Source organism: Pseudomonas sp. AK181 (genome assembly GCF_051122975.1).
Taxonomy (GTDB): domain Bacteria; phylum Pseudomonadota; class Gammaproteobacteria; order Pseudomonadales; family Pseudomonadaceae; genus Aquipseudomonas; species Aquipseudomonas lactis.
Genome location: NZ_CP146348.1, coordinates 5,666,296 through 5,688,018, shown reverse-complemented (window position 1 = coordinate 5,688,018; position 21,723 = coordinate 5,666,296). Strand labels below are relative to the sequence as shown.

Genomic DNA, 21,723 nt, shown 5'->3' with positions numbered 1-21,723 from the left:
GAAAAGAAAACTGATGATGCTCGAAAAGCCAGACAGGCCAGGCTAATCTTGAGTTCCTCCAGATTGCGGATCAAGAATGTCGAGTAGCATATTGTCGTGCGATGCGCGTGTTGCCCTGTAGAACATGCACCGAGCTAGAAGGATCCTTTTCATGCTTCGGGCGGAGGCAAGGTGCCTGGGCTCCACAGAGATTGTCGCGGTACTGCCACTCCTGATATCGGTCACCTTTAGGTGGTAGCGCCCAATCAAGCCGTCCTCACGCATGGTGTGGCCTAGGCATTTGAAAGTGAGAGAGGTTTCTGACAAGTTGGTCTCCGATAGCCTAGGCATGGCTAGGGTAGTAGCGGGTACACAGGGCCTTAGTTGATCGAAAAATCTTCAGGGTTACAGCTGTTGTCTACCTGACATTTATTGGCCGGTACCCAAGGACCCTTTGGCTCTACTGCGTCAAGGCGATGTATTGTCAGAACGCCGGCGTAATAACTGCCGGGTACTCCCGGGAAGCCAGCTTTCTCACCGTCTTTGAAGTGGCCTTCATAAATTGGAACGATCTGGCCGTTTTGTGGAGCAAGGCTTACCGAAACACGCCCCGAGGGACTGCAATGAATGATCATTACGGCGTTCGTGCGATGAGCGTTTGCTGACTCGTCAAATACGCGAACGATGTCATGTCCACCAGACTTGCGACAGCTTCTTCCTGGGATGGACGCTGAGACGCCTTCAGCGCTGGTTTCACTGCCCAGGGTCGAAGGCATGTAGAAGTCCAAACTTAGTCCGATCAACGCGTGTTCTGGAAGGGGCGAGAGTCGATCCTCAAAGCTGTTTCGTACGCTGATCAACGCGGGCTCGAGGTTTTTCTTGATTATGTCGGTAGTGGCTTCAAGGCAGGCGCCACCAACTGAGGCGATTACGGCTATGAGGCTTTTCGAAAGACTTTTCTTGAGCACGGGCATTGCTCGCATCCTTGCGTATGTGTGAAAAAGCTCGGTGGGTCAGCCTTAGTACATATCACTCGTGGACGGGGCAATTCGTCGAGTCAACAGTGAGCTTGTTGGTCGCTGAGTTGAACTGAAAGGTACGCCCCTCAACGTAAAGGCCGTTCTTGATAGCATCAATTTCTTCTGCCTGACGCGGCTTCAAGGTGAGGGTCGTAACCTCCCCTTGGTAACCAATCTCTAGGCGAATGTTGTCCAGAAGTAGATTGAGTTCGTCGGCAGTCATGGTTTCGCTCATCGTAATAATTCCTTATGAAAAGGCTGGCGTACTGGGCTCTTAGCTACCTATGAATGGGCATGTTACGGAAGTATTCGCCGATAGCGCTGACAGATCCGGGCTTCAGACCTACATCATCAGTCCAAAAAGATGCCTTCAATGGGATGTCCACATCAAATAGGCAGACGAATTGTTCCTCATCCAAGTCGTAGATGACCTGCTCAACAGATGGAGCAAGCTCCGAGCCAGTCATCGTTTCCCACAACGTGCAACTGGTTCCTTGCTCAAAACGAAGGCCTGGGAACGGTGCGAAGGGAAGGGTGAGTTGATGGCTGTAATAGCCGAACACATCACCTTTCTGGATGGCTCTGACGGCAAGCAAAACCTTGTGCATTGACTCTCCTGTTGAAGTGCATCGTCGAAAAAAACTACGGTACCGAGCTTAACTGAATTGAAGAAAAATAGTCGATTGGCTGGCAGCCTCATTCGGATGTATATCTTATTGATACTGCATGCTTGCAGCAGCCGCTGGTCATGGGGCGTGAAGCCGCCACTTCCCAATCAACTAGCTTGATGCTTGAGGCTGTATTTGACGTTTGAGATTTTGCTTTTCCCGCCAAACCCTCCGATCCAGCGATCTTTGATCGCGCCGGTTGGAGGGTTCAGCCGTTTTTTTCGAGCCACTTCGTTCCACAATCTCATTTTGAATTTCAATAAGCATCAAGCCTTCGTTACCCATCAGTAATCACTTTTCGAGTGCCGCCACATTGTAAGAACGGATCTTGCCGTGGTCATGGCTAGAGCAGTGGCGACACCGGCGACACCGGCGACAACCCACGTCGGACATGCCCTGCAGCGTGGCGACAAAAGTGGCGACAGTCGCCACTTTTTGCACGCTTTGGCCGTGACGCTTGACCGTCTTTTCGAGTGGGTATAAAAATTGGCGCATGGATCGCTGTCGTTGACAGCACCTGCCCAGGTAGCCAGAACCTTCAAGGCTACGCCACTTGCGTGATGGTTCTTCCCCAAGTGCGATTAGCGTCCGGCGGTTCGCACGGTCACTCCCCAAGAGTGATGGATGCCTACTCGACTGATCTGTCCACTGCGGCAGACGATGGACCTACCTCGCTGCGCTGCAGCAACCTCACCTCTCTGCACACCTCGCTGCGCCAGACTGCGCCCGTCTCTTTCTCCTGGAAAGAGACGGGCGCTCGTACCACTGCTGCAAGCCACGTCGTACAAGGCATTGCCGCAACTCTCCTCGTGACAATCGGCCTGACAAATCCGATTCGTCGCCATCCACAACGACACAGCCACTGGTGCCGCAACCTATGGAAAGGCTGCACCTGACTGACAGTCAGGCATGCGCCAGATGTCGATGTTGTTGCCTTCTCTCACCCAGGATCTCTAGGTGCCGAACTCGTCAGTCGGCACAGCCTCCACCCGCCCGCATCTTCGGATGCGTCTAAGGAGGCCAGATTCATGGGTTTATGCCCTCGCTCCCGGTCGTAAGGAGCCGTGCGTTCCGCGTCAGTGAACACCTCACAGGCCGCAGGGGCCTTGATCCCTGATAACACTCAACATCCGTGGCGGGACTACGTGAGGGCAACCAGCAATGAACGAGGAGAGGGCCCATGCAGCAGTTAGATCCGAAGCTTGAACAACCACGACGACCTCGACCGCTGATTGAGTCGAATCCCGTCGCCCAGGCTTATCCGGTGCAGGCACTGGGTGGAATTCTTGGGCCTGCGGTAGAGCGCATGGCCGAGGTCATCGGCGTGCCCCAAGCACTGGCCGCACAATCGATGTTGGCTGCCTCGGCTCTGGCCACTCAAGGTCATGCGGGCTTACAGCTCGACGGGCGCAGTTATCCGCTGTCGCTGTACCTGATCACGGTGGCCGCGTCAGGGGATCGTAAAACGGCGGCAGATCGATGTGCATTGCTGCCAGCACGGCAATGGGAGCGTGAGCAGTGGCAGCGCTATCGCGAACAACTTACCCGGTACCGTGCCGCACAGCGACAGGCGCAGCGTATCAAGCCTGCCGATCCTGAGTCCGCGAACGGAATGTCACTCGAAGCGGAGCCCTCAGCCCCTCGGCTGATCACCACGGACCCGACTATCGAGGCCCTAGTGAAGGGGCTTTGTCATGACCTGCCTAGCATGGGGCTGTTCTGTGATGAGGGTGGACAATTCCTCGGTAGCAGCACCATGAGTCGGGATAACCGCTTGAAAGCGGTAACAACCTTGTCGTCACTCTGGGATGGCAGTCCGATAGATCGCGCGCGCTCCATGGCAGGTGAAAGCCTGCGAGCCTATGACCGACGCGTGAGCCTGCACCTGATGTTGCAACCGTACTTGGCCATACAGTTACTAAGTGATCCGTTGCTCCAGGGGCAAGGCATCCTCGGACGCTGCCTGATGACCTGGCCCACCAGCCTGGCTGGACAACGTAGCTATCAGGCTGTCGACTTGTCGAAAGACGCCGTCCTAAAGCGATATCACCACCGCCTTTCGGCCCTGTTTCATAAGCCTTGGTCACTTTCCGCTGACGGTGCTCTGCAGCTGTCACCGCTGACCCTCAGTCCGTTGGCCCGCCGTCGCTGGATTGATTTGCATGATGCTATCGAAGCTCAGCTGGGGGAGTTTGGCGAGCTGGCCAGCGTACGGCCCAGCGGATCAAAGGCCGCCGATAACCTGCTGCGCGTCGCCGGCATTCTTGCAGTTGTGGAGGAGAGCAGCGCCGTGGAGGTCGACCATATCCAGCGTGCCTCCGCTTTAGTCGGCTACTACCTCACCGAGATCCAGCGCCTGACTGAGCAGGAGCCAGTGTGTCGAGTAAAAGAGGAGGCAGACCGGCTGCTGCGATGGCTACAGGTCAAAGATTGGAAGCGTTTCAGTATTCGTGAATTGAATCGCAACGGTCCCCGCTTTGCCCGCAAGAGCAGTCGTCATGCCGCCAAGCTGCTGGTCGAGTTGATTGATCATCAGTGGCTCATCACCGACGGCCACACCTTCGAGGTGCGCCATGTTCAATCTTGATGAAGCGCTGCGCAACCATCTGGCTCAGCGCGAAAAGGAGCCGAAAGCGCAATTTGTCGCCGCTACTGTCGCCACTTTGTCGCCACGCTCAAAGCCAAGCAGGGCAAGGGATGTCGCCGCTGTCGCCGGTGTCGCCACCACCCGTAAAACTATCACCTCGACGACAGCCATCATTCAGTTGTTGAAAGAGCAGGGCGTGCATCTCTACGTCACTGACAACACGCTGTGTTTTCGCCCGACTGATTGGGCTCAGTTCGCGATTGTAAGTGCGCACTGGCGAGCCCTTTTGCATGATCTCGCGGCAGTCGATCAGGAACAGAAAAATGGCTCGGGTCGGTAAGCGAGCGGGGCGCAATTTCGGCTTCGGTCGCCAGCTTAGCTATGCTGGACCGCAAGCACTGAAAGACCTGTTTGGCGACGGCCATTTTGCTACCGTCAAAGCCCATAGTGATCGCTGGCAGGCGTTCGTGCATTGGTGTCGATCCGATGAAGGGCCGAGGGTCAACGACGCGCGCCAGATAGACCGCGAGATCCTCATGCGGTACGCCGTCCACGTGCGGGAGCAGGTTGATCAGGGCAACGTCGGCATTGCCACCGCGCAGAACCGACTGTCCAGCGTGAACCGAACGATGGCCGCGCTGCGCGGTGATCAGTACGTCAAAATCCCGAGTCCGAGTAAGGCGCTTGGCTTGCAGCGCTCAAGCGTGCGTAGTGAGGCTCCGCAAGGCCAAGACCGTGCGCAGGTCGAGTTGATCGCGCGGACTCTGTCAGATCGTCAGCAATCGAGGGTGAGTGCCATTGTGCTCCTCGCCCGTGAGACTGGTATGCGCCTGCGCGAAGCGATCCTGGCCGATCTGCCCCGACTGCAACGTGAGGGTCGGCAACTGGGCAAGATCAACATCCAGGATGGCACCAAAGGCGGTCGATCAGGCGCATCGGCACCGCGCTGGATTACGGTAACGGATCAAGTTCGCGATGCCCTGGATTGGGCCAGCGCGAACTCACCCAATGGCAGCCGGAATTTGTTGGCGCCCGACGAAAGCTACAAAGACTTTATGCAGGTAGTTGTGCGACCGGCACGGGACATTCTGCATGAGCATGGATTGAAAGGTTTTCATGAGCTGCGGGCGGCTTACGCCTGTGAGCGCTATGAGCAACTGACCGGCTTCTCCGCGCCCATCAATGGCGGTCGTTGTCATCGAGAGGATCGAGCACTCGATCAGTGTGCACGCCAGCAGATCAGCCACGAGTTGGGGCATAACCGCATCGACGTTGTGAGTGCCTACATCGGAGGTCATCGATGAAGTCCGAGTTCGATATGGAGTTGTTTTTGAGCCCTCTGCTTAAAGGTGCGCATGCCACGCGGCAGCGGCACATCAGGCAAGCAGAAAGGATGCACGAGGCGATTCGTGAGCGTTGGGGTTGCGCGACGCCCTGGTCCTGGAGAGAAAAGCACGTGAGATGGTTTCTGAAGCACTACCTGCGATGCTCAGCTCCAGCTACCGTCTACTATTACGAGTTAACAACAGCGCTAATTCGTAGGCGGTGTGAAAGTATTAAAGCTGACAGTCAGCTCAATTTGGATAAATGCTCACCAAGCTGTGGCATCCCGCAACCTAAATGGTCGACTTCAAGCTAAGCCTATCAGGACGCTCTGCGGACTCTCTTCACTGGGCAAGAAGCTAAGAGGCCGTAGTTTTATACGGCTCTGATATTTCCTGTTCAAGCCCGTCAAGATAATCGGCGTACCACTGCATCATTGTCGTACGTTGCTCCAGGTACTGAGCCTTGTTATAGATCCCTCGGACACCTGACGGCTTGTGACTGAGCTGGGCTTCAATGTGGTCCGCTGGAAAACCGTGCTCGTTGAGTACGGTGCTTGCAATATGACGGAAGCCATGTCCGGTCTGTCGTCCTTCGTAACCAAGGCGCCTTAGCGCCATCAGAAAAACGGTATCGCTGCGAGGCTTGGTTCGATCACTTCGACCAGGGAACAGCAATGGGTACGCTCCCGTGATTTTCCTTAGTTCAGTAAGAGCGCTTAGTGCCTGCTTGCAGAGTGGTACAAGGTGTTCACGCCCTTTTTTACGGCCTTTGCGTTCAACGGGGATGGTCCAAAGCCGTTTGTCAAAGTCGAACTCAGCCCAGTATGCCTCTCGAAGCTCGCTGGGGCGGACAGCCATGAGAGTAAGCAGTTGGAGGCCAAGCTGGATATCCCTGGCGTGTGGGTATGATCGTATTGCTCTGAGCAGTGCGGGAAGTTCTTCCAGGGAGACATGGGCGTAGTTCTCGGCCTTTCCCGATGACAGAAATTTATGAACCCCCTCTAAGGGGTTGTTCATCGCCCTGCCGGTTACGCGAGCCAGGTCGTAGATGTCTTTGCAGTAAGCCCTCACGCGACTCATCTGCTCGAGGATTCCCTGACGTTCGAGCCCTCTCAAAAGCTCCATCCATTCCATCGACATGATGGAGACATAAGGACGTTTTCCGACAAGAGGGAACACGTGGCGTTCCAAGGCTCCAAGGACTCTTTTTGCTGTGCCGACATCCCAGCCAGCCAAGCGAGACGTATGCCATTCACGAGCCAAGACTTCAAAGGTTTCGTTTGTTGCTGCTATCTCCGCAGCTTTTCTAGCTTTCTTGGAGGCTATCGGATTTTTGCCTTCTGCTGCATCCGATCTCAATTCAGCAGCTTTTTGCCGAGCAAGGGCGCCGCTGACTTCTGGGTAACCGCCAAGCCCGAGCCACGACCATTTGCCGTCGGGCTTCTTATAGCGCAACTCCCACGACTTCTGCCCGTTAGGCTTTACTCTGAAATACAGCCCCGAGCTGTCTAGCTCACGGTAGGCCCCCGCTTCGGGAGCGAGATTGACTAGTGCGGTATCGGAGAGAGGACGGCGTTTAATATCGCTGCGTTTCACTCGTGTATGCCTCCAGTTCAATTTTTATTGAAGCATACATGGAGGCATACAAGATGTGAAGGATGTAGGTGGACCAGCTTGGACGTCCAGATACAAGAAAGCCCGCACGAGGCGGGCTTCTTGAGGTAATTTATAGACATCCTTGGATCTCTATAAATCGGTACTTGGTGGCTACACAGGGACTTGAACCCCGGACCCCAGCATTATGAATGCTATGCTCTAACCAACTGAGCTATGTAGCCAAGTGGCGCGCATTATTCGCTTGGAACGGCAATGCGTCAAGCGTTTTTGTTGAAAATTTTTCTACGCTTTCAACTGTTTAAGCCAAAGCGCTGATTTTGGCGACGGGCGGTGGCGAATGCACCGTGGATGAGGGGGAGTAGAAGACGCTCGGTGTCTTTGAAGGTTTACTCGCGGGCCAAGTCCGGCAGTGTTGGGCAGATATCCCTGTCGCCCAACGCTTGACCGGCTAATTCAACTTACGGGTGCAGTGGGCTGTGGGTGACGCGCTTGAGCTGTTCGCGTGCCCGTGACAGGCGCGAGCGCACGGTGCCGATAGGAATGTCCAGTACGTCGGCGGTGTCCTGGTAGCTGCCGTCGGTTTCCAGCGAGGCATACAACGTCCTACGCATTTCTGTGGGCAAGTGATCGATCGCGCTCAGGGTATTTTCCAGTCTCCGGTTGACCTCGAATTCCCAGTCCAGGCTGTGGCTTTCTTCCTGTCCGTGCCACAGCGACTCATCGAATTCGCAATGTGCAGGCTTGGCATATAGGCGTCGAAAGTGGTTGCGGATCAGGTTTTGCGCGATACCGCACATCCAGGTACTCAGCGTCGCGGTACCACTGAAACGCTCGCGATTGCGCCAGGCTTCCAAGTATGTCAGTTGCAAAAGATCATCCGCGTCTTCCGGGTTGAGTACCCGTTTGTGAATGAAACGTCGGAGTTTTTTCTGTTGGTCGTCTGTCAGATGGAGCATGAATTGAGGCGAACTGCCACCAAGGTGAACTAAGGCTTCAATAGGGATATTCATGATTTTTCCTTAAGGTAGACGCAGTCGAAATAATTTCGGCGTTTACCTCTTTTGCACTGCCTGTGCCAAAGGAGAATCTTCACATAACCCAATGATTTATATATATAAATACTTCAATTTCGTGGCGCTTTTGTGCAGTAATTTGCAAAAGGCACCAGGGGCTTGTGCGGGTTTTTTCACCTTGTTGGAAGAGCGAGTTTCAATGGAACCATCTGGACGGGCCTAACCACACATTGACACTCTCTTCCTGTACTGGCCTGCCCATGAAAGTCGAATCTACCCCCGAAGTGCCAATGACCCCGCGTGTGGAACTCCCCACCGTTAGCCCGGCCGCCAAGCCTGAGCCAGGCCAAGGTATCGATGATCTTTTCCTACACTTCAGTCAGGAGGTTGAATCCAGCAGCCGCACGTTGGACAAACGCAAAATTGGCGTACGTGTGCCTCCTGTCCAGGCGCTCGCGCAGCTCTATGAGCAGTTGGGGCATCCGGCCCAGGAAAGCTTTGCCGCGGTAGCGCGTCGAATCAGGCTGCAATTGCTGATGCAACCCAGCATCGATAAGTTGCTGGAGGCCACTGGCGGTGATCCGGCGCGCACCTTCGTGGTACTCAAGGCGGTGTGCGAGCAGGCCGAGGCCGACGTGCGCAGCTCCGAAGCCGACCTGGCGCGGGATGCTATTGCCAAGCTGGAGGTCCGTTTCAAAGGGCAGATCCAGGCGGGCCTGAATATCGCCATGGCCTTGCAGACGGCGGGTGGCGATCCACAAGAGCGCCAGGCGCTGCGCGCGCTGTATTACGCCAGTGTGGTGACACGGCAATCCCTGGCCACCATGATGCAGGCGCTGCTGGGCGTCTACGGTGACGACCGTTTTGCACATGGCTTGAATGTGATGTCCAGCGCCCTGACGGCCGACATCGCCGCCCATGTGTCCTCCGTGCCTACGGCAATGTTGCGCACCTTGCTGGTAGGGCTGCGCAGCTGCGGTGCATTGAGCGGGGTGTTGTGCAGCTGTCGTGAGCTGGTCCAGAACCTTGCAACCGAACTGCATGCGGTAAGCCTGCTGCAACGCCTGCTGGGTTATACAAGTACCGGCATCGTGACAAATGAAGTCATGCGCCTGGCCGAAGATATGGGGGCCGGCACGTCAACACTCGTGGCGCTCAATGCGCTTTATCCGCTGTTTCTGAAATTGCCCCTGGCTTTGTGGCCGGATAGCCAGTCACGCCAAGAGGCGCTGCATAACTTTCTACTGGTGATGGACGAGCTTGCCCGCCTCGAAGGCATAAGCCCTGGCTTTCCCAATTCGAGTATCCTGGCGTGAACGTGCTGTCCACCGTCAACGGCATACTGCTCAAGGTAGCGCAGCGCGCCGAGGTCTTGGGCGCCGTGGTGATCATGGCCATTGTGTTCATCTTCATCGTGCCGCTGCCTACCTGGCTGGTGGACATTCTGATTGCGCTGAATATCTGTATTTCCTGCCTGTTGATCATGCTGGCGCTGTACTTGCCCGGGCCTTTGGCGTTCTCTTCCTTCCCGTCGATTTTGTTGCTGACCACCATGTTTCGCCTGGCATTGTCGATCGCTACGACGCGCTTGATTCTGCTCGAACAGGACGCCGGCGATATCGTTGAGGCCTTCGGCAACTTCGTAGTGGGCGGCAACCTGGCTGTCGGGATGGTGATCTTCCTGATCCTCACCCTGGTCAACTTTCTGGTGATCACCAAGGGCTCTGAGCGGGTTGCCGAAGTGGCGGCGCGCTTCAGCCTGGACGCAATGCCGGGCAAGCAGATGTCCATCGACAGTGACTTGCGTGCCGGTTTGATTGACGGTGCGCAAGCGCGCGACAAGCGTGAACAGCTGTCCCGCGAGAGCCAGCTGTTCGGCGCCATGGATGGCGCGATGAAGTTCGTCAAAGGCGATGCCATCGCTGGCTTGATCATTGTGGTGGTCAACCTGCTGGGTGGGTTTTCCACGGGGATGTTTCAGCACGGTTTGAGCGCTGCCGATTCGATGGCGCTGTATTCTGTGCTGACCATCGGTGATGGCCTGATTGCGCAAATTCCCGCGCTGCTGATCTCTCTGACCGCCGGTATGATCATTACCCGCGTGGCACCGGAAGGGCGCAAGGGCATCACGAACATGGGCGCCGAGATCGCACGCCAGATGACCAGTGAGCCCAAGAGCTGGATGATCGCCTCGGTGGCCATGCTGGTGTTTGCGATCGTGCCTGGCATGCCGACCCTGGTGTTTATCCTGCTGGCGATGATGACCGGTGCCTTGGGTTATTACCTCGACCGTCGGCGCCGACGTGAAGCGCAGCCAGAAGCCGAAGCCGTCGAAGCCATGCGGCCTGAAGAAAATGGCAAAGAGGACCTGCGCGGGTTTGATCCGTCCCGGCCTTATCTATTGCAGTTTCCCTCGGCCCTGCGCGGCACGCCTGAGGTGACCGATCTTATTCACGGCATCCGCCAGGTTCGAAATTCCCTGGTTGCCAATATCGGCCTGACATTGCCGCCGTTTGAGGTCGAGATCGATGACTCGCTGGCCGATGATGAAATGCGCTTCTGCGTTCATGAAGTGCCAATGGTCAAGGCGTCGGTGGTCCAGCGCGTTGCCGTAGAGCGCAGCGCCCTGACGGTTGAGCCTGAGCATGGCATACCGGGATTGGCCGAGCGTAACGAGCAGGATTGGCTCTGGCTGCCACCTGACGACCCACTGCTCAATGACGCGCAGTTGGAGCGCTTCAATGCGACGAGCCTGATCGTCGAGCGCATGAAGAAGGCGATGATGCTCAGCGGGCCGCAGTTCCTGGGGATTCAGGAGAGCAAGGCGATCCTCAGTTGGCTGGAGAACAATCAACCCGAACTGGTGCAGGAGCTGCAGCGCATCATGCCAATCTCGCGCTTTTCGGCGGTGCTGCAACGCCTGGCCAGCGAAGGGGTTCCGTTGCGCGCCGTGAGGTTGATTGTCGAATCGCTGATCGAATACGGCCAGCACGAACGTGAGCCCGAAGCACTGGCTGACTATGCGCGCATTGCCCTCAAGTCGCAGATCTACCACCAGTACAGCGAGGCCGATGGGCTGCATGCCTGGCTGTTGTCACCGCAGACCGAAAACGTGTTGCGCGAGGCACTGCGTCAGACCCAGACCGGGGTGTTCTTTGCACTCGACGGCGACAATAGCGCTGCGCTGATCAACCTGCTCAACCAGGCCTTCAGTGCACGCGCAAAAATTAAAAGCGTGTTGTTGGTGGCGCAGGATTTGCGCAGCCCCTTGCGAACCTTGTTGCTTGAGGAGTTCAACCATGTACCGGTGTTGTCTTTCGCCGAGCTGGGGAGCAATTCCAAGGTCAAGGTGCTGGGGCGTTTTGACCTTGGCCAGGATGAGTTGATGCACGGGACATTGGCATGAACACATCGCTACTTGCAGAGTACGGGGGGACGTACTGATGTTCGAACTCCGAGTGTTGGATGGTTCGCATCAAGGGGCCGCGCTGCCTCTGTTTGGCGAGCAATGGAGCCTTGGCGCCAACGCGGGCGCCGACCTCTTGCTGGATGACCCAGGTGTCGCCGAGCACCACGCACGCCTGTTATTGCTCGAAGGGCGCTGGTCAGTGCAGGCTGAAGCGGGGTTGCTGAAAAACAGCGATGGGCAAATGTTGGCGCAGATCGGCGATCTGGCACTCAACACGCCGTTTGTGATTGGCTCCGTCAGCTTGTGTGTCAGCCCTGCCGATCATCCTTGGCGCCAGGCATCGGTGCTCAAGCCGCCCCAGCCGGCAACGGAACCCTTGCCCCCGGCGCCATTGCCGCTGACGCTGTCTTCCATTTCCACGTTGCAGCAAAAACGCCTGGTCAGCCTGGTGCTGCTATGCGCCGTGATCATCGCTGCGGTTGGCATTATCTTCAGCGGTGAGCGCGAAGCCCAGGCATCGCTGATGCCGGCGGTCATTCAGAAACCTGGGTTGGACTCACCCGTTGAGGTGCGCCAGCAACTCATGAGGATGCTCAACGAGCGCGAATTGCTCCAGCGTGTCAGCTTGCAGATCGTCAATGGTCAGATTGCCCTCAATGGTGTTGTTTCCCAGGATGAAGTGGAACTGATTGCGCGCATGCTCGACCGTTTTGCCGAGCAATTCGACACGGTGGTGCCGGTGATCAGTCGCGTACGGGTACGCGATGGCAGGTTACCGTTCAAGATCTTGCAGATAGTGGGCGGTCCGAATGGCCACGTGGTGCTGGAAGAAGGAACCCGCTTATTCGTGGGTGATGAAGTGGATGGTCTGCGCCTGGTTTTGATCGATAACAGCAAAGTGGTTTTCGACGGCGAGCAACGTTATGAGGTGGGCTGGTGAAGGGTTCGCTGCAGGAGCGTCTGGAGGCCTGGCAACTGAACCAGTCACAGGCGTTGAGCAGCTTCGCACCGGTGACGATGCTCGGTCGTATTCAGCGCGTGAACGGCATGCTGTTGCAATGCCGATTGCCGCAGGCCCGTATTGGCGACCTATGCCAAGTCGAAAAAGCACCGGGCGACTACATGCTCGCCGAGATCATCGGGTTCGATCAGCGCGATGCGGTGCTCAGTGCCCTGGGCAATCTGGAAGGTGTGCGTGTAGGGGCCAGCGTTGCGCGGTTGGGGGTTCCGCATCAGGTTCGGGTCGGTGATGAGCTGTTGGGACAGGTGCTGGATGGTTTTGGTCGCCCGATTGCGGGCGATGGTGTGGGCGCGTTCGTGGAAGCGGACACACCTGGGGCGACCACCGTGTTATGTGAGGCGCCTCTTCCTACCGAACGGCCGCGGATCAACCGTGCACTGGCCACGGGTGTGCGCTCGATTGATGGCCTGATGACTCTGGGGGAGGGGCAGCGTGTGGGGCTGTTTGCCGGTGCCGGTTGTGGCAAGACCACCTTGTTGGCCGAGATCGCCCGTAACGTGGAGTGCGATGTGATCGTATTCGGTCTCATCGGGGAGCGGGGCCGGGAGTTGCGCGAGTTTCTTGATCACGAACTGGACGAGCAGTTGCGTGCCAAGGCCGTGTTGGTGTGCGCAACCTCCGACCGCTCAAGCATGGAGCGCGCGCGTGCCGCGTTCACGGCAACCGCGCTGGCCGAAGGTTTCCGGCGTAAGGGCCAGCGGGTGCTGTTGCTGATCGACTCTCTGACCCGTTTTGCCAGGGCCCAGCGTGAAATCGGCCTGGCTGCCGGTGAACCCTTGGGGCGCGGTGGTCTGCCGCCGTCGGTCTACAGTTTGTTGCCACGCTTGGTGGAGCGTGCCGGCTTGACCCGTGAAGGCGTGATCACGGCCATCTATACAGTGCTGATCGAACAGGACTCCATGAACGATCCGGTGGCGGATGAGGTGCGCTCTCTGCTCGACGGTCATATCGTCCTGTCGCGCAAGCTGGCCGAGCGCGGCCACTACCCGGCGGTCGATGTACTGGCCAGCCTTTCGCGGATTCTGAGCAATGTCGCCGAGCCCGTGCATATCCGTGCCGGTACGGCGTTACGACGCTTGCTGTCGGCTTACCAGCAGATCGAGCTGATGCTCAAGCTAGGGGAATATCAGCCCGGCAACGATGCGCTTACCGACCTGGCAGTTGACAGTCGGCAGGCGGTGGATGGCTTTCTGCGCCAGGACTTGCGCGAACCTTCGCCGCTTGCCGCCACCATGGATCAATTGGCTGAGCTGACCGCCCATGTCCCATTCTGAAGTGTTACCGGGTGAAATCGACACTCTGCGACGTTTGCGTCGACACCGTGCTGACCGCGCCGAGCGTGCGCTGCGTGAGGCGAAACGGGCGCAGCAAGCGCTGGTCGCGCACATCCGGGAGGCGCAAGAAGTCCTCGAACAAACCCGCCTGGAAGAGGCCCGGCAATGCGCCGAGCTGTTGAGTCTGCACCAGGGGCAGGTGGTGACGTTCAAGGCGCTGAAAAACTGGAATGCCAAGGAGCGGCAATTATCGGCGGGTACCCGGCGTGAAGAAGGCCAGTTGTTGCAACTCAAACAGCGGCAGCAAGAGCAGGCTGCACAGGTCGGCCACGCGCAGAAACACGTCACCTTGTGCTTGCGCCAGGTGGAAAAAATCCAAGAGCTATCTAAGTTACTGACGCAGGAGCCGATATGAAACAGGTTTCAGTTAGTCCGCCTGAACGTCCGCGTCCGCGTGAGTTTCGCGATGACCGTGCGCCTGAATTCGGCGCCCTGGTGCCTTGGGAGCAAGGACGATTGTTCGCCCGGTTGTTTAACGATGGGGGCCAGGACGGCGGGGGATATGGAGCGTCTCTGAACGCAACCAAAGCCTCGGGCGATGTCGCCATGATCGAGGCGTTGACCGAGCAGTTGGCGCCGCGAATGCTCGTCGGTTCGCAATGGCCGATGATGGCGGTTTTTCACCTGGGCCGCCTGGGACGGATCAACGCCAGTATCCGCCGGGAGCAGGGGAGCTGGAATGTCGAGCTGGACGCGGAGCAAGACAACACGGCGCGCTGGCTCAGTGGCGTACGCCAACAATGTGAGCAACGGCTGGCGGCGAGCCTGCGCCAGCCCGTCAATGTGTATCTGGCAAAATCGGCGCAGGCATGATGTTGCCACCTCTGATATTTCCCACATTCAAAGCCGATATTGCGGTTGCCCGGCAGCGGTTGGGGCAAGGGTTGTGTATGCCGTTCGAGGTCGCCGGGTCGAGAGGCGAGTTGAGAATGGAGCCTGGTACTGCTCCGGTGGGTATCCAGCCGCTTTGCTTCGAAACCGCCTGTGGAGTATTGGCCTTCAGCGAGCCAGGACCGCAGTTAAGCCTGATGGGTGAATGCCCGGTGACGTTCGCACAGGCCGGCAACGATCCCGACGCCTGGTTCTGGAAGTTGTTTCAGCATCATCTGAGCCCTCAGGTGCAAGCGCTGTTTGGTTACCTGCGTTTGCTGCCCGGCACCCGGCCCTTGAACTTTGGTTGTCGACTCTGCGTGACGCTCGGCGCCTCTCGCGTCACGGGCTATCTGTGGCTGTCTGTCGAGAGCTTTCTGGCGCTATGCAAGGCGGGGCCGTGGCGGCTCAAGGCGGAGCCAATGCCGGCGCAGTTTCAGCTGGCGGTGGACGTAACGCTCGGGCGCCTGCGGTTATCCATGCACCAGCTGCGCAGCTTGCGTGCCGGTGACGTGCTGGTGCTTGAACGAGCCTTTTTCAGTGCGTCGGGAACCGGCCATGTGCAGGTCGGCAAACAGCGTCTGGTGGGCTGGATCGACGCTGGATCCGGGCCGACGCGTCTTACCCTTACTTCTATCGAGGATATGTTTGTGGACGAGGATTTTGCAACACAGCCTTACTCAGGGCATGAGGATGAAACAGCGGTGATGGATGTGTTCGGGCATGAACCCTTCGACGAGCTGAGTATGGCGCTCAACGTACGGTGCGGTACGCTGAACCTGACCCTCGGCGAACTGCGCAACCTCGCGCCCGGCGCGGTGCTGGGAGTCGCCGGCTATGCCCCTGGCACTGCGGGGCTCTACTACGGCGACCGGCCCCTCGGCCAGGGCCAGTTGGTTGAAGTGGACGGGCGGCTGGGGCTGCAGATGACTCGCGTGATCTTTTCTCGATGAGTAGTTTCCAGGGAATAGATCCGGTCGTCCTGGCAATATTTCTGGGGGCATTGTCGTTGATGCCCATGCTGTTGGTCGTCTGCACGGCGTTCCTGAAGATCGTGATTGTGCTGATGATCACCCGCAATGCCATCGGTGTGCAGCAGGTGCCTCCGGGCATGGCCATCAATGGTATTGCCCTGGCGGCCACCCTGTTCATCATGGCGCCTGTAGGCTATGAGATGGCCGAGATCGTCAAGGTGTCGCCCCTGGACCTGACCAGCGTGGGCGCACTTCAGCAGACGGGAATGGAGGCGATCAAACCATTGCGCACCTTCATGCTGCGCAACAGTGACCCGGATATCCTTACCCACCTGTTGGAAAATGCCATGCGCATGTGGCCGGCACAGATGGCGCAGGAGGTCCAACGTGAGGACCTGATCCTGCTGGCGCCGGCCTTTGTGCTGTCACAGTTGCAGGCGGGGTTCGAAATCGGCTTCCTGATCTATATCCCTTTCATCGTGATTGACCTGATTGTCTCCAATCTCTTGTTGGCGCTGGGGATGCAAATGGTCTCGCCCATGACCATTTCCCTGCCGCTCAAATTGCTCTTGTTCGTGATGGTCTCCGGGTGGTCGCGGTTGCTCGACAGCCTGTTCCTTTCCTACCTCTGAGTGACCTATGGAACCCATCGTATTATTCAAGCAGGGCATGTTGCTGGTAGTGATGCTGACGGCGCCGCCGCTGATTGTGGCGGTGGTGGTGGGGGTCATGACCTCCCTGGTGCAGGCGCTGATGCAGGTACAGGACCAGACGTTACCCTTTGGTATCAAGCTGGTGGCAGTGGGGATCACCCTGATCATGACCGGCCGCTGGATCGGTGTGGAGTTGATCCAGTTGATGAACGTGACCTTTGACATGATCGGTCGCTCGGCCCTGCACTGAGGTCTTGCCTGTGCTGCTATATCTTGAGTATTTGCCCAGCCTGCTGGTCGCCATGGCGCGTATCTACCCCTGTGCCTTCCTCGTGGCGGCATTCTGTTTTCAACATATACGCGGCATGCTGCGGCACACCATTGTGATGGTCATGGCACTGCTGCCTGCACCTGCCATTCACGTCATGCTGGCGGACCAGGAATACTCGGCGCTGATGCTCGGTGGGCTGGTCTTCAAAGAGTTAGCCCTGGGATTATTGCTGGGCGTGTTGCTGTCCATGCCGTTCTGGCTGTTCGAGTCGGTTGGGGCGTTGCTGGACAACCAGCGTGGCGCCTTGGCCGGTGGTCAGCTCAACCCCTCGCTAGGGCCAGACGCGACGCCAGCCGGGCACTTGTTCAAGCAATTGGCGATTTTTTTGCTGATGGCCAGCATGGGCCTTGGGGCGTTGACGCAGGTGATCTGGGACAGCTATCTGCTCTGGCCACCGACGGTGTGGTTCCCACTGCCCGCTGCCGATGGCTTCGATGTATTTGTCGGCCTGCTGGGCGATACCTTCACGCACATGATGCTCTACGCCGCGCCCTTTATTGCAGTGCTGCTGTTGCTGGAGTTCGGCATTGCCCTGCTGGGGGTCTACAGTCAGCAATTGCAAGTGAGTACGTTGGCGCCGCCCCTCAAGAGCCTGGCGGGCATCGGAGTGCTGTTGTTGTATTTTGCGTTGCTGCAGGACCTGATCGTCGGACGCATGGGCTTGCTTAAAGACCTCAAGCACTCCCTGGGCGTGTTTTTCGAGGTCTCGCTGTCATGAGTGATTCGGGAGAGAAGAAGCACCCCGCGTCAGCCAAGAAGCTGCGCGATCAGCGTAAGAAAGGCCAAGTCGCCCAAAGCCAGGATGTGGGTAAGCTACTGGTGCTGACAGCCATCAGCGAAATTGCCTTGTTCACCGCCGAGAGCAGCCTGCAACGTTTCCAGCAGTTGATGCTGCTGCCGATCTCGCGCCTGTCCTTGCCTTTCCCTCAGGCGCTGGAAGAAGTGATGGTCGAAGGCTTGATGGTGTTTTTCTCCTTCGCCCTGCTGATGGCCGCGGTGGCGATTATCACCAAGCTGGTCAGCAGCTGGATGCAGTTCGGGATTCTGTTCGCACCGGACTCCTTGAAGCTCGACTTCAATCGTCTGAACCCGCTCAGCCAACTCAAGCAAATGTTCTCTGTCCAGTCGGTAATGAACCTGTTGATGAGCATCGTCAAGGCAACACTGCTGGGCCTGATCCTGTACGTGGTGATCTGGCCTTCCCTGGGGGTGTTGATCAATATGGCCAGCAGCGATCTGCAAAGCTACATCCTGGGATTGATCGCCCTGTTCCGCTATCTGCTGCATGCCTGTCTTGGGTTATTGCTGGTGCTGGCGCTTATCGACCTGGCGATGCAGAAGTACTTCTTTGCCAAGCGCATGCGCATGACCCAGGTCGAGGTCGTGAAAGAGTACAAGGACATGGAGGGCGATCCCCACGTGAAGGGGCAGCGCCGCGCCCTGGCGCAGCAATTGGCCCAGGAGGAGCCGAAGGTCAAGCTGCCCAAGCTGGAGGAGTCCGATATGTTGGTGGTCAACCCGACGCACTTTGCCGTGGCCTTGTATTACCGCCCCGGTGAAACGCCGCTGCCCCTGCTGGTGAGCAAAGGGACTGATGATGACGCCCGTGCGTTGATCGCACGTGCCAAAGCGGCCGATGTACCGGTGATCCAGTGCGTGTGGTTGGCCCGTACGCTGTATACGAACAAGCTGGGGGAGACCATTCCTCGTGAAACCCTGCAGGCCGTGGCATTGATCTACCGCACCCTGCGCGAGCTTGATGATGAGGCCAAGCGTGAAACCCTGGAATTGCCGGAGCTTGATCTGCGTTGATCAGCGCCGGGTACGCGCATCCAGGGTTTCAAGGTTGGCCAACGACAACATTCGGCTGAGGAGCCTGTTGAGCAGGTTGCGCTGTGGGGGCAGTGCATGCCAGATCACCAGGGCGTCCTGTGCGTCAATGTAGATAAAGCAGCCATCGAATGCCACGGCTTGCTCGAAACGCCGCTCCAGCACGTTCTGCAATTGTGAAGCTTGCAGTGCCTCGCGAGCCACGTGCAGGGCCAGGCCCTGACGGGTTCCGGCTTGCAGGCTGCTGGCCGTTACCCCCGGGCCAAGTGTCAGGTGAGCGGCAGAGCCGCCCACCAGGCTGTCGAGGAATACCTGGCGTTCATCGGCCGGGGTTCCTTGGGCGCTCATCGTTCCAGCGACACTGTCTGATAGTCCGCACGCTCTCCGGCAGGGCCGGGTTCGACGCGCATTTGTGGAGGCCACCAGATCACCAGCTTATCCTGGGTCGATTGCGGACGTGAGCAGGAGTCGCCCTTGCAGGTGGGCGTACAGCCGGCGACAAGCAGCGCCGCGCCGATCAGGGTGACGTACAGCAAGCGATGTTTCATGGCTTGGCCTTTTGGGTTGGAGTGATCAGGGAGGGACGGGGCACGCTGACGTGTTCATCCTTGACCACCGGACGCATGGCGATAAACACTTCTGCTTCCTCGCCAGGCTTGAGCCAGGCGCGCGGCCATACACTCACGGCCAGGGTTTGCGACGTACTGCATTCCTTTTCGTCGATACGCACATTGCGGTTGAACTGATTGCGCAGCACCACCACGGCTACGTTGTACTGCGGGCCGGCGTACCATTGGCTGCGCTCGGTGTTCAGCGCCAGCAAGTTGCGGGTGCTGCACAAGGTGTTCAACCCCAGGGGCATCGGCGCTACCTTGAAAGCTTTGGGCACTTGCCCTGTGACCAGATGCGCCAGGGTACTGATAATGTCACTGCGCTTGATCTCCGGTTGGTGAGGGTCATAGCGCCTGACCAGGGGCGTGAGAGCGGCCTGCAATTGGGCCTGGTCTGCCTGGGGCAGGTAACGTGACGGGTCGGCCTGGTCGCCGATGACGCGTGGCGTGAGGATAAACAGACGTTCGCGCCGATTGTTCTGTCGTTCAGTCGAGGAAAACAACGCCTTGCCCAATAGAGGAATATCACCCAACAGGGGCACCTTGCTGTGCTTGTCGATGCTTTCGGTGACGTGGAAACCGCCGATCACGAGCGAGCGTTTTTCGGCCATGATGGCTTGGGTGCTGACTTTGCCTCGGCGTACATCGAAGCTGCCGGGAGTAGGGTTGGCATCTTCGAAGTTACCGTCCTCGATATCTACCAACAGCTGGATCTGATGACCGCCACGGCTCGTGATGACGCGCGGCACGACCTGGAAGCCGGTGCCCACGGTGATCGGCAGAATCGTAGCGTTCTGCCGACCGCTGGTCAGGTATTGGGTTCGGTTGAAATCAATCACCGCCGGCTGGTTTTCGAGTGTCAGCACTGACGGATTGGACACCATGGTTGCCAGGCCCTTGGCTTCCAGCGCGCGTATCTCCGCGTCGAAACGACCACGGTTTTCAATTGTCAGTTGAGCGTTGCCGGAAATCAGGTTGGATGTGCCACTGAAGCGACTGTTCTGAAAGCCCCATTTCACCCCGAATTCGCGCAGTTGCGTGCGCTCGATGTCGAGGATGATTGCATCGATTTCCACCAGTTTGCGTGCCACGTCGAGTTGAGTGATCAGTTCGCGATACATCGCCTGCCGTTCCGGCACGTCATAAATCAGGATGGCGTTATTGCGCAAGTCGGCTTCGACGCGGATACGGGCTGGGCTGACCGGGGCACGCGGGGTGATTGACATGCCTGTATCGTTAGAGCCGTTCAGCCCGGTTGTCGCGGTGGAGCCGAGCATTTGCCCCAGCAACGGGTTGCTCAAGCGTGGAACCACGGGCGTAATGAACGCGGGCTGGGTGATGGAGCGTTGAGCCTGTGCCGAAGAGGTCGAGGTTGAGGTTGAGCGCGGTTCCAGAAGCCCTCGTAGCATGGTGGCTACACCGGGGATGGTGATTTTTTCGTTGCGGTATTCCATTTGGCGGTCCGCCGCGCTGGCGAATTTCAGTGGGTAGCTCAACACGCTCTGTTTTTCATCCGCGGAACGGCGCTGGCTGCTGAAACGCTTGATTTGTTCGATATAAACTTTCGGGCCGGAGACCAGCACAACACCGTCTTCCGGCAACTCGCCCCAGCCAAAACGACTGTCGAGCAAGCCTATATCGGTCAACGCTTGCTTGAGGTCCGCGATGGTCTCGGAAGAGACTTCCAGGCGTGCCGATTCTTGCTGGTCCAGGGTGCTGATATAAAGGGTGTTGTTGTACATGTACCATTGGAAACGGTGTTCGACCCCCAGCCGGTCGAGCAATGACTGTGGCGTATTAGCGCGTATCTTGCCGTTGACGTTACCTTCGAGCAGGCCCTCGACCTGGAGCTGAGTACCAAATGTCTGGGCAAAATCTTCCAGTACTTCGCGCACCGGTTTGTGCTGGGCTTCATAAGCGTAGGCCGTGTTTTTCCATTCGGGCGGGATTGCGGCCAGCGCGCTATCCAGTGGCAGCAGCCACCCAGGCAGCATGATGAGCCAACACCAGGCGGCGCGGTGGGTCGAAGCAGGTACGTGAGGGCGCAAGCGTTTGTGCTTGTCGTTTTTGTCAGGCATGGGAAAGTCTCTGATTAGTGCGATATCGAGCGCAGCGACGTGGGTATGAATGTGCGTACAGGCCGCGCCTGGCGCGCGACAATGGCGCGCCAGGTGTCGCGTTGGTTGAGAAGGGATTCGAGACACTTCGCCAGCTGCTCGCCGTGCCCCATCTCCACACATTGAATAAGCCAAAGCGCACCGGTGGTCGGCGCCAATGCAACTGCGCCGTGAAAATAGCTGAGGCTGGGGCCTCCCAGACGCATCCAGGTGCGCAGCTGGGCTTTGTGTTCGTCCGCTTTGGTCAACTGGACCTTTACCAGCAGTCTGTTCGAAACGCGTTGAAAGATGATTTCGTCGTCGTTCTCAAACAAAGTCAGCTGCCCTTCGTGGCCATTCAGCCAACCGGCAAGGAGTGCTTGCAA

23 protein-coding genes, 1 tRNA gene and 1 pseudogene are annotated in these 21,723 nt (G+C 57.8%); 15 read left to right on the top strand and 10 right to left on the bottom strand.

Annotation, left to right across the window (positions count from 1 at the left end; genetic code table 11):
* Nucleotides 1-359: 359 nt before the first annotated feature.
* Genes V8689_RS26085 through V8689_RS26075 form a run of 3 tightly spaced genes read right to left on the bottom strand, consistent with a single transcriptional unit; the run spans nt 360 to nt 1,606 of the window.
* Nucleotides 360-953, bottom strand: coding sequence for a hypothetical protein (locus V8689_RS26085; protein WP_198717101.1), 594 nt, complete (start codon nt 951-953; stop codon nt 360-362).
* A gap of 55 nt (nt 954-1,008) precedes the next feature.
* Nucleotides 1,009-1,233, bottom strand: coding sequence for a hypothetical protein (locus V8689_RS26080; RefSeq protein ID WP_032902227.1), 225 nt, complete (start codon nt 1,231-1,233; stop codon nt 1,009-1,011).
* 43 nt (nt 1,234-1,276) lie between these two features.
* Nucleotides 1,277-1,606, bottom strand: a complete 330-nt coding sequence (locus V8689_RS26075) for a hypothetical protein (RefSeq protein WP_056785431.1) — start codon at nt 1,604-1,606, stop codon at nt 1,277-1,279.
* A gap of 1,240 nt (nt 1,607-2,846) precedes the next feature.
* Here V8689_RS26075 and V8689_RS26070 point away from each other — a divergent pair.
* The 4 genes and pseudogenes from V8689_RS26070 to V8689_RS26055 form a co-directional block, all read left to right on the top strand.
* Nucleotides 2,847-4,253, top strand: a complete 1,407-nt coding sequence (locus V8689_RS26070; RefSeq protein WP_032902229.1) for a YfjI family protein — start codon at nt 2,847-2,849, stop codon at nt 4,251-4,253.
* Nucleotides 4,240-4,593 carry a hypothetical protein gene (locus tag V8689_RS26065; RefSeq protein ID WP_033896927.1) on the top strand — a complete coding sequence of 118 codons (354 nt, stop codon included), beginning with the start codon at nt 4,240-4,242 and terminating at the stop codon, nt 4,591-4,593. The genes V8689_RS26070 and V8689_RS26065 overlap by 14 nt, the downstream gene beginning before the upstream one ends.
* On the top strand, nt 4,577-5,557 hold the full coding sequence (locus V8689_RS26060; RefSeq protein ID WP_033896929.1) for an integrase domain-containing protein: 981 nt from the start codon (nt 4,577-4,579) through the stop codon (nt 5,555-5,557). The genes V8689_RS26065 and V8689_RS26060 overlap by 17 nt, the downstream gene beginning before the upstream one ends.
* Nucleotides 5,554-5,799: pseudogene (locus tag V8689_RS26055) on the top strand (hypothetical protein); the annotation flags it as partial. The gene V8689_RS26060 and the pseudogene V8689_RS26055, both read left to right, overlap by 4 nt.
* Nucleotides 5,800-5,935: 136 nt before the next feature.
* Here V8689_RS26055 and V8689_RS26050 read toward each other — a convergent pair.
* The 3 genes from V8689_RS26050 to V8689_RS26040 form a co-directional block, all read right to left on the bottom strand.
* A complete protein-coding gene (locus V8689_RS26050) occupies nt 5,936-7,174 on the bottom strand; it encodes a tyrosine-type recombinase/integrase (protein ID WP_032903968.1) in 1,239 nt (412 codons plus the stop codon).
* A gap of 165 nt (nt 7,175-7,339) precedes the next feature.
* Nucleotides 7,340-7,416: transfer RNA gene (locus tag V8689_RS26045), tRNA-Met, on the bottom strand.
* Nucleotides 7,417-7,653: 237 nt separating this feature from the next.
* Entirely contained in the window at nt 7,654-8,205 is a 552-nt protein-coding gene (locus V8689_RS26040) for an RNA polymerase sigma factor (RefSeq protein ID WP_056785428.1), read from the bottom strand.
* 263 nt (nt 8,206-8,468) lie between these two features.
* Here V8689_RS26040 and V8689_RS26035 point away from each other — a divergent pair, with 263 nt between their 5' ends.
* Genes V8689_RS26035 through sctU form a run of 11 tightly spaced genes read left to right on the top strand, consistent with a single transcriptional unit; the run spans nt 8,469 to nt 18,612 of the window.
* On the top strand, nt 8,469-9,524 hold the full coding sequence (locus tag V8689_RS26035) for a TyeA family type III secretion system gatekeeper subunit (protein ID WP_056785426.1): 1,056 nt from the start codon (nt 8,469-8,471) through the stop codon (nt 9,522-9,524).
* Complete coding sequence (gene sctV / locus V8689_RS26030; RefSeq protein WP_056785424.1) at nt 9,521-11,614, top strand: type III secretion system export apparatus subunit SctV; 2,094 nt, start codon at nt 9,521-9,523, stop codon at nt 11,612-11,614. Before V8689_RS26035 ends, sctV begins: the two co-directional genes overlap by 4 nt.
* Before the next feature lie 37 nt (nt 11,615-11,651).
* Nucleotides 11,652-12,557, top strand: a complete 906-nt coding sequence (locus V8689_RS26025; protein WP_056785421.1) for an FHA domain-containing protein — start codon at nt 11,652-11,654, stop codon at nt 12,555-12,557.
* On the top strand, nt 12,554-13,912 hold the full coding sequence (locus tag V8689_RS26020; RefSeq protein ID WP_056785417.1) for a FliI/YscN family ATPase: 1,359 nt from the start codon (nt 12,554-12,556) through the stop codon (nt 13,910-13,912). The genes V8689_RS26025 and V8689_RS26020 overlap by 4 nt, the downstream gene beginning before the upstream one ends.
* Nucleotides 13,899-14,327, top strand: a complete 429-nt coding sequence (gene sctO / locus V8689_RS26015; RefSeq protein ID WP_056785412.1) for a type III secretion system stalk subunit SctO — start codon at nt 13,899-13,901, stop codon at nt 14,325-14,327. The genes V8689_RS26020 and sctO overlap by 14 nt, the downstream gene beginning before the upstream one ends.
* On the top strand, nt 14,324-14,785 hold the full coding sequence (locus tag V8689_RS26010; protein ID WP_056785410.1) for a type III secretion system HrpP C-terminal domain-containing protein: 462 nt from the start codon (nt 14,324-14,326) through the stop codon (nt 14,783-14,785). The genes sctO and V8689_RS26010 overlap by 4 nt, the downstream gene beginning before the upstream one ends.
* Complete coding sequence (locus tag V8689_RS26005) at nt 14,782-15,795, top strand: FliM/FliN family flagellar motor switch protein (RefSeq protein ID WP_056785408.1); 1,014 nt, start codon at nt 14,782-14,784, stop codon at nt 15,793-15,795. Before V8689_RS26010 ends, V8689_RS26005 begins: the two co-directional genes overlap by 4 nt.
* The gene (gene sctR, locus V8689_RS26000; protein ID WP_003188328.1) at nt 15,792-16,448 is read left to right on the top strand and encodes a type III secretion system export apparatus subunit SctR; all 657 of its coding nucleotides are present in this window, start codon (nt 15,792-15,794) and stop codon (nt 16,446-16,448) included. The genes V8689_RS26005 and sctR overlap by 4 nt, the downstream gene beginning before the upstream one ends.
* A 7-nt stretch (nt 16,449-16,455) precedes the next feature.
* Entirely contained in the window at nt 16,456-16,719 is a 264-nt protein-coding gene (gene sctS / locus V8689_RS25995; RefSeq protein ID WP_003188329.1) for a type III secretion system export apparatus subunit SctS, read from the top strand.
* A 10-nt stretch (nt 16,720-16,729) separates the two neighbouring features.
* A complete protein-coding gene (gene sctT, locus V8689_RS25990; protein WP_056785406.1) occupies nt 16,730-17,518 on the top strand; it encodes a type III secretion system export apparatus subunit SctT in 789 nt (262 codons plus the stop codon).
* Nucleotides 17,515-18,612 (top strand): type III secretion system export apparatus subunit SctU, encoded by a 1,098-nt coding sequence (gene sctU, locus V8689_RS25985; protein ID WP_056785403.1) that lies wholly within the window; start codon nt 17,515-17,517, stop codon nt 18,610-18,612. Before sctT ends, sctU begins: the two co-directional genes overlap by 4 nt.
* Here sctU and V8689_RS25980 read toward each other — a convergent pair whose 3' ends face one another.
* The 4 genes from V8689_RS25980 to V8689_RS25965 are packed head-to-tail and all read right to left on the bottom strand — an operon-like array spanning nt 18,613 to nt 21,723.
* Entirely contained in the window at nt 18,613-18,978 is a 366-nt protein-coding gene (locus V8689_RS25980) for a hypothetical protein (RefSeq protein WP_056785398.1), read from the bottom strand.
* Nucleotides 18,975-19,178 (bottom strand): HrpT family type III secretion system protein, encoded by a 204-nt coding sequence (gene hrpT / locus V8689_RS25975; protein ID WP_032893674.1) that lies wholly within the window; start codon nt 19,176-19,178, stop codon nt 18,975-18,977. Before hrpT ends, V8689_RS25980 begins: the two co-directional genes overlap by 4 nt.
* Entirely contained in the window at nt 19,175-21,319 is a 2,145-nt protein-coding gene (gene sctC / locus V8689_RS25970) for a type III secretion system outer membrane ring subunit SctC (protein WP_056785395.1), read from the bottom strand. The genes hrpT and sctC overlap by 4 nt, the downstream gene beginning before the upstream one ends.
* Nucleotides 21,320-21,333: 14 nt before the next feature.
* Nucleotides 21,334-21,723, bottom strand: a complete 390-nt coding sequence (locus tag V8689_RS25965; protein ID WP_056785393.1) for a type III secretion system chaperone — start codon at nt 21,721-21,723, stop codon at nt 21,334-21,336.

What these genes read in the sequence shown, in the direction of transcription:
- V8689_RS26085 (WP_198717101.1), bottom strand. Translation starts at nt 953, where the DNA reads ATGCCCGTGCTCAAGAAAAGTCTTTCGAAAAGCCTCATAGCCGTAATC.
- V8689_RS26080 (WP_032902227.1), bottom strand. Translation starts at nt 1,233, where the DNA reads ATGAGCGAAACCATGACTGCCGACGAACTCAATCTACTTCTGGACAAC.
- V8689_RS26075 (WP_056785431.1), bottom strand. Translation starts at nt 1,606, where the DNA reads ATGCACAAGGTTTTGCTTGCCGTCAGAGCCATCCAGAAAGGTGATGTG.
- V8689_RS26070 (WP_032902229.1), top strand. Translation starts at nt 2,847, where the DNA reads ATGCAGCAGTTAGATCCGAAGCTTGAACAACCACGACGACCTCGACCG.
- V8689_RS26065 (WP_033896927.1), top strand. Translation starts at nt 4,240, where the DNA reads ATGTTCAATCTTGATGAAGCGCTGCGCAACCATCTGGCTCAGCGCGAA.
- V8689_RS26060 (WP_033896929.1), top strand. Translation starts at nt 4,577, where the DNA reads ATGGCTCGGGTCGGTAAGCGAGCGGGGCGCAATTTCGGCTTCGGTCGC.
- V8689_RS26040 (WP_056785428.1), bottom strand. Translation starts at nt 8,205, where the DNA reads ATGAATATCCCTATTGAAGCCTTAGTTCACCTTGGTGGCAGTTCGCCT.
- V8689_RS26035 (WP_056785426.1), top strand. Translation starts at nt 8,469, where the DNA reads ATGAAAGTCGAATCTACCCCCGAAGTGCCAATGACCCCGCGTGTGGAA.
- V8689_RS26025 (WP_056785421.1), top strand. Translation starts at nt 11,652, where the DNA reads ATGTTCGAACTCCGAGTGTTGGATGGTTCGCATCAAGGGGCCGCGCTG.
- sctO (WP_056785412.1), top strand. Translation starts at nt 13,899, where the DNA reads ATGTCCCATTCTGAAGTGTTACCGGGTGAAATCGACACTCTGCGACGT.
- V8689_RS26010 (WP_056785410.1), top strand. Translation starts at nt 14,324, where the DNA reads ATGAAACAGGTTTCAGTTAGTCCGCCTGAACGTCCGCGTCCGCGTGAG.
- V8689_RS26005 (WP_056785408.1), top strand. Translation starts at nt 14,782, where the DNA reads ATGATGTTGCCACCTCTGATATTTCCCACATTCAAAGCCGATATTGCG.
- sctR (WP_003188328.1), top strand. Translation starts at nt 15,792, where the DNA reads ATGAGTAGTTTCCAGGGAATAGATCCGGTCGTCCTGGCAATATTTCTG.
- sctS (WP_003188329.1), top strand. Translation starts at nt 16,456, where the DNA reads ATGGAACCCATCGTATTATTCAAGCAGGGCATGTTGCTGGTAGTGATG.
- sctU (WP_056785403.1), top strand. Translation starts at nt 17,515, where the DNA reads ATGAGTGATTCGGGAGAGAAGAAGCACCCCGCGTCAGCCAAGAAGCTG.
- V8689_RS25980 (WP_056785398.1), bottom strand. Translation starts at nt 18,978, where the DNA reads ATGAGCGCCCAAGGAACCCCGGCCGATGAACGCCAGGTATTCCTCGAC.
- hrpT (WP_032893674.1), bottom strand. Translation starts at nt 19,178, where the DNA reads ATGAAACATCGCTTGCTGTACGTCACCCTGATCGGCGCGGCGCTGCTT.
- sctC (WP_056785395.1), bottom strand. Translation starts at nt 21,319, where the DNA reads ATGCCTGACAAAAACGACAAGCACAAACGCTTGCGCCCTCACGTACCT.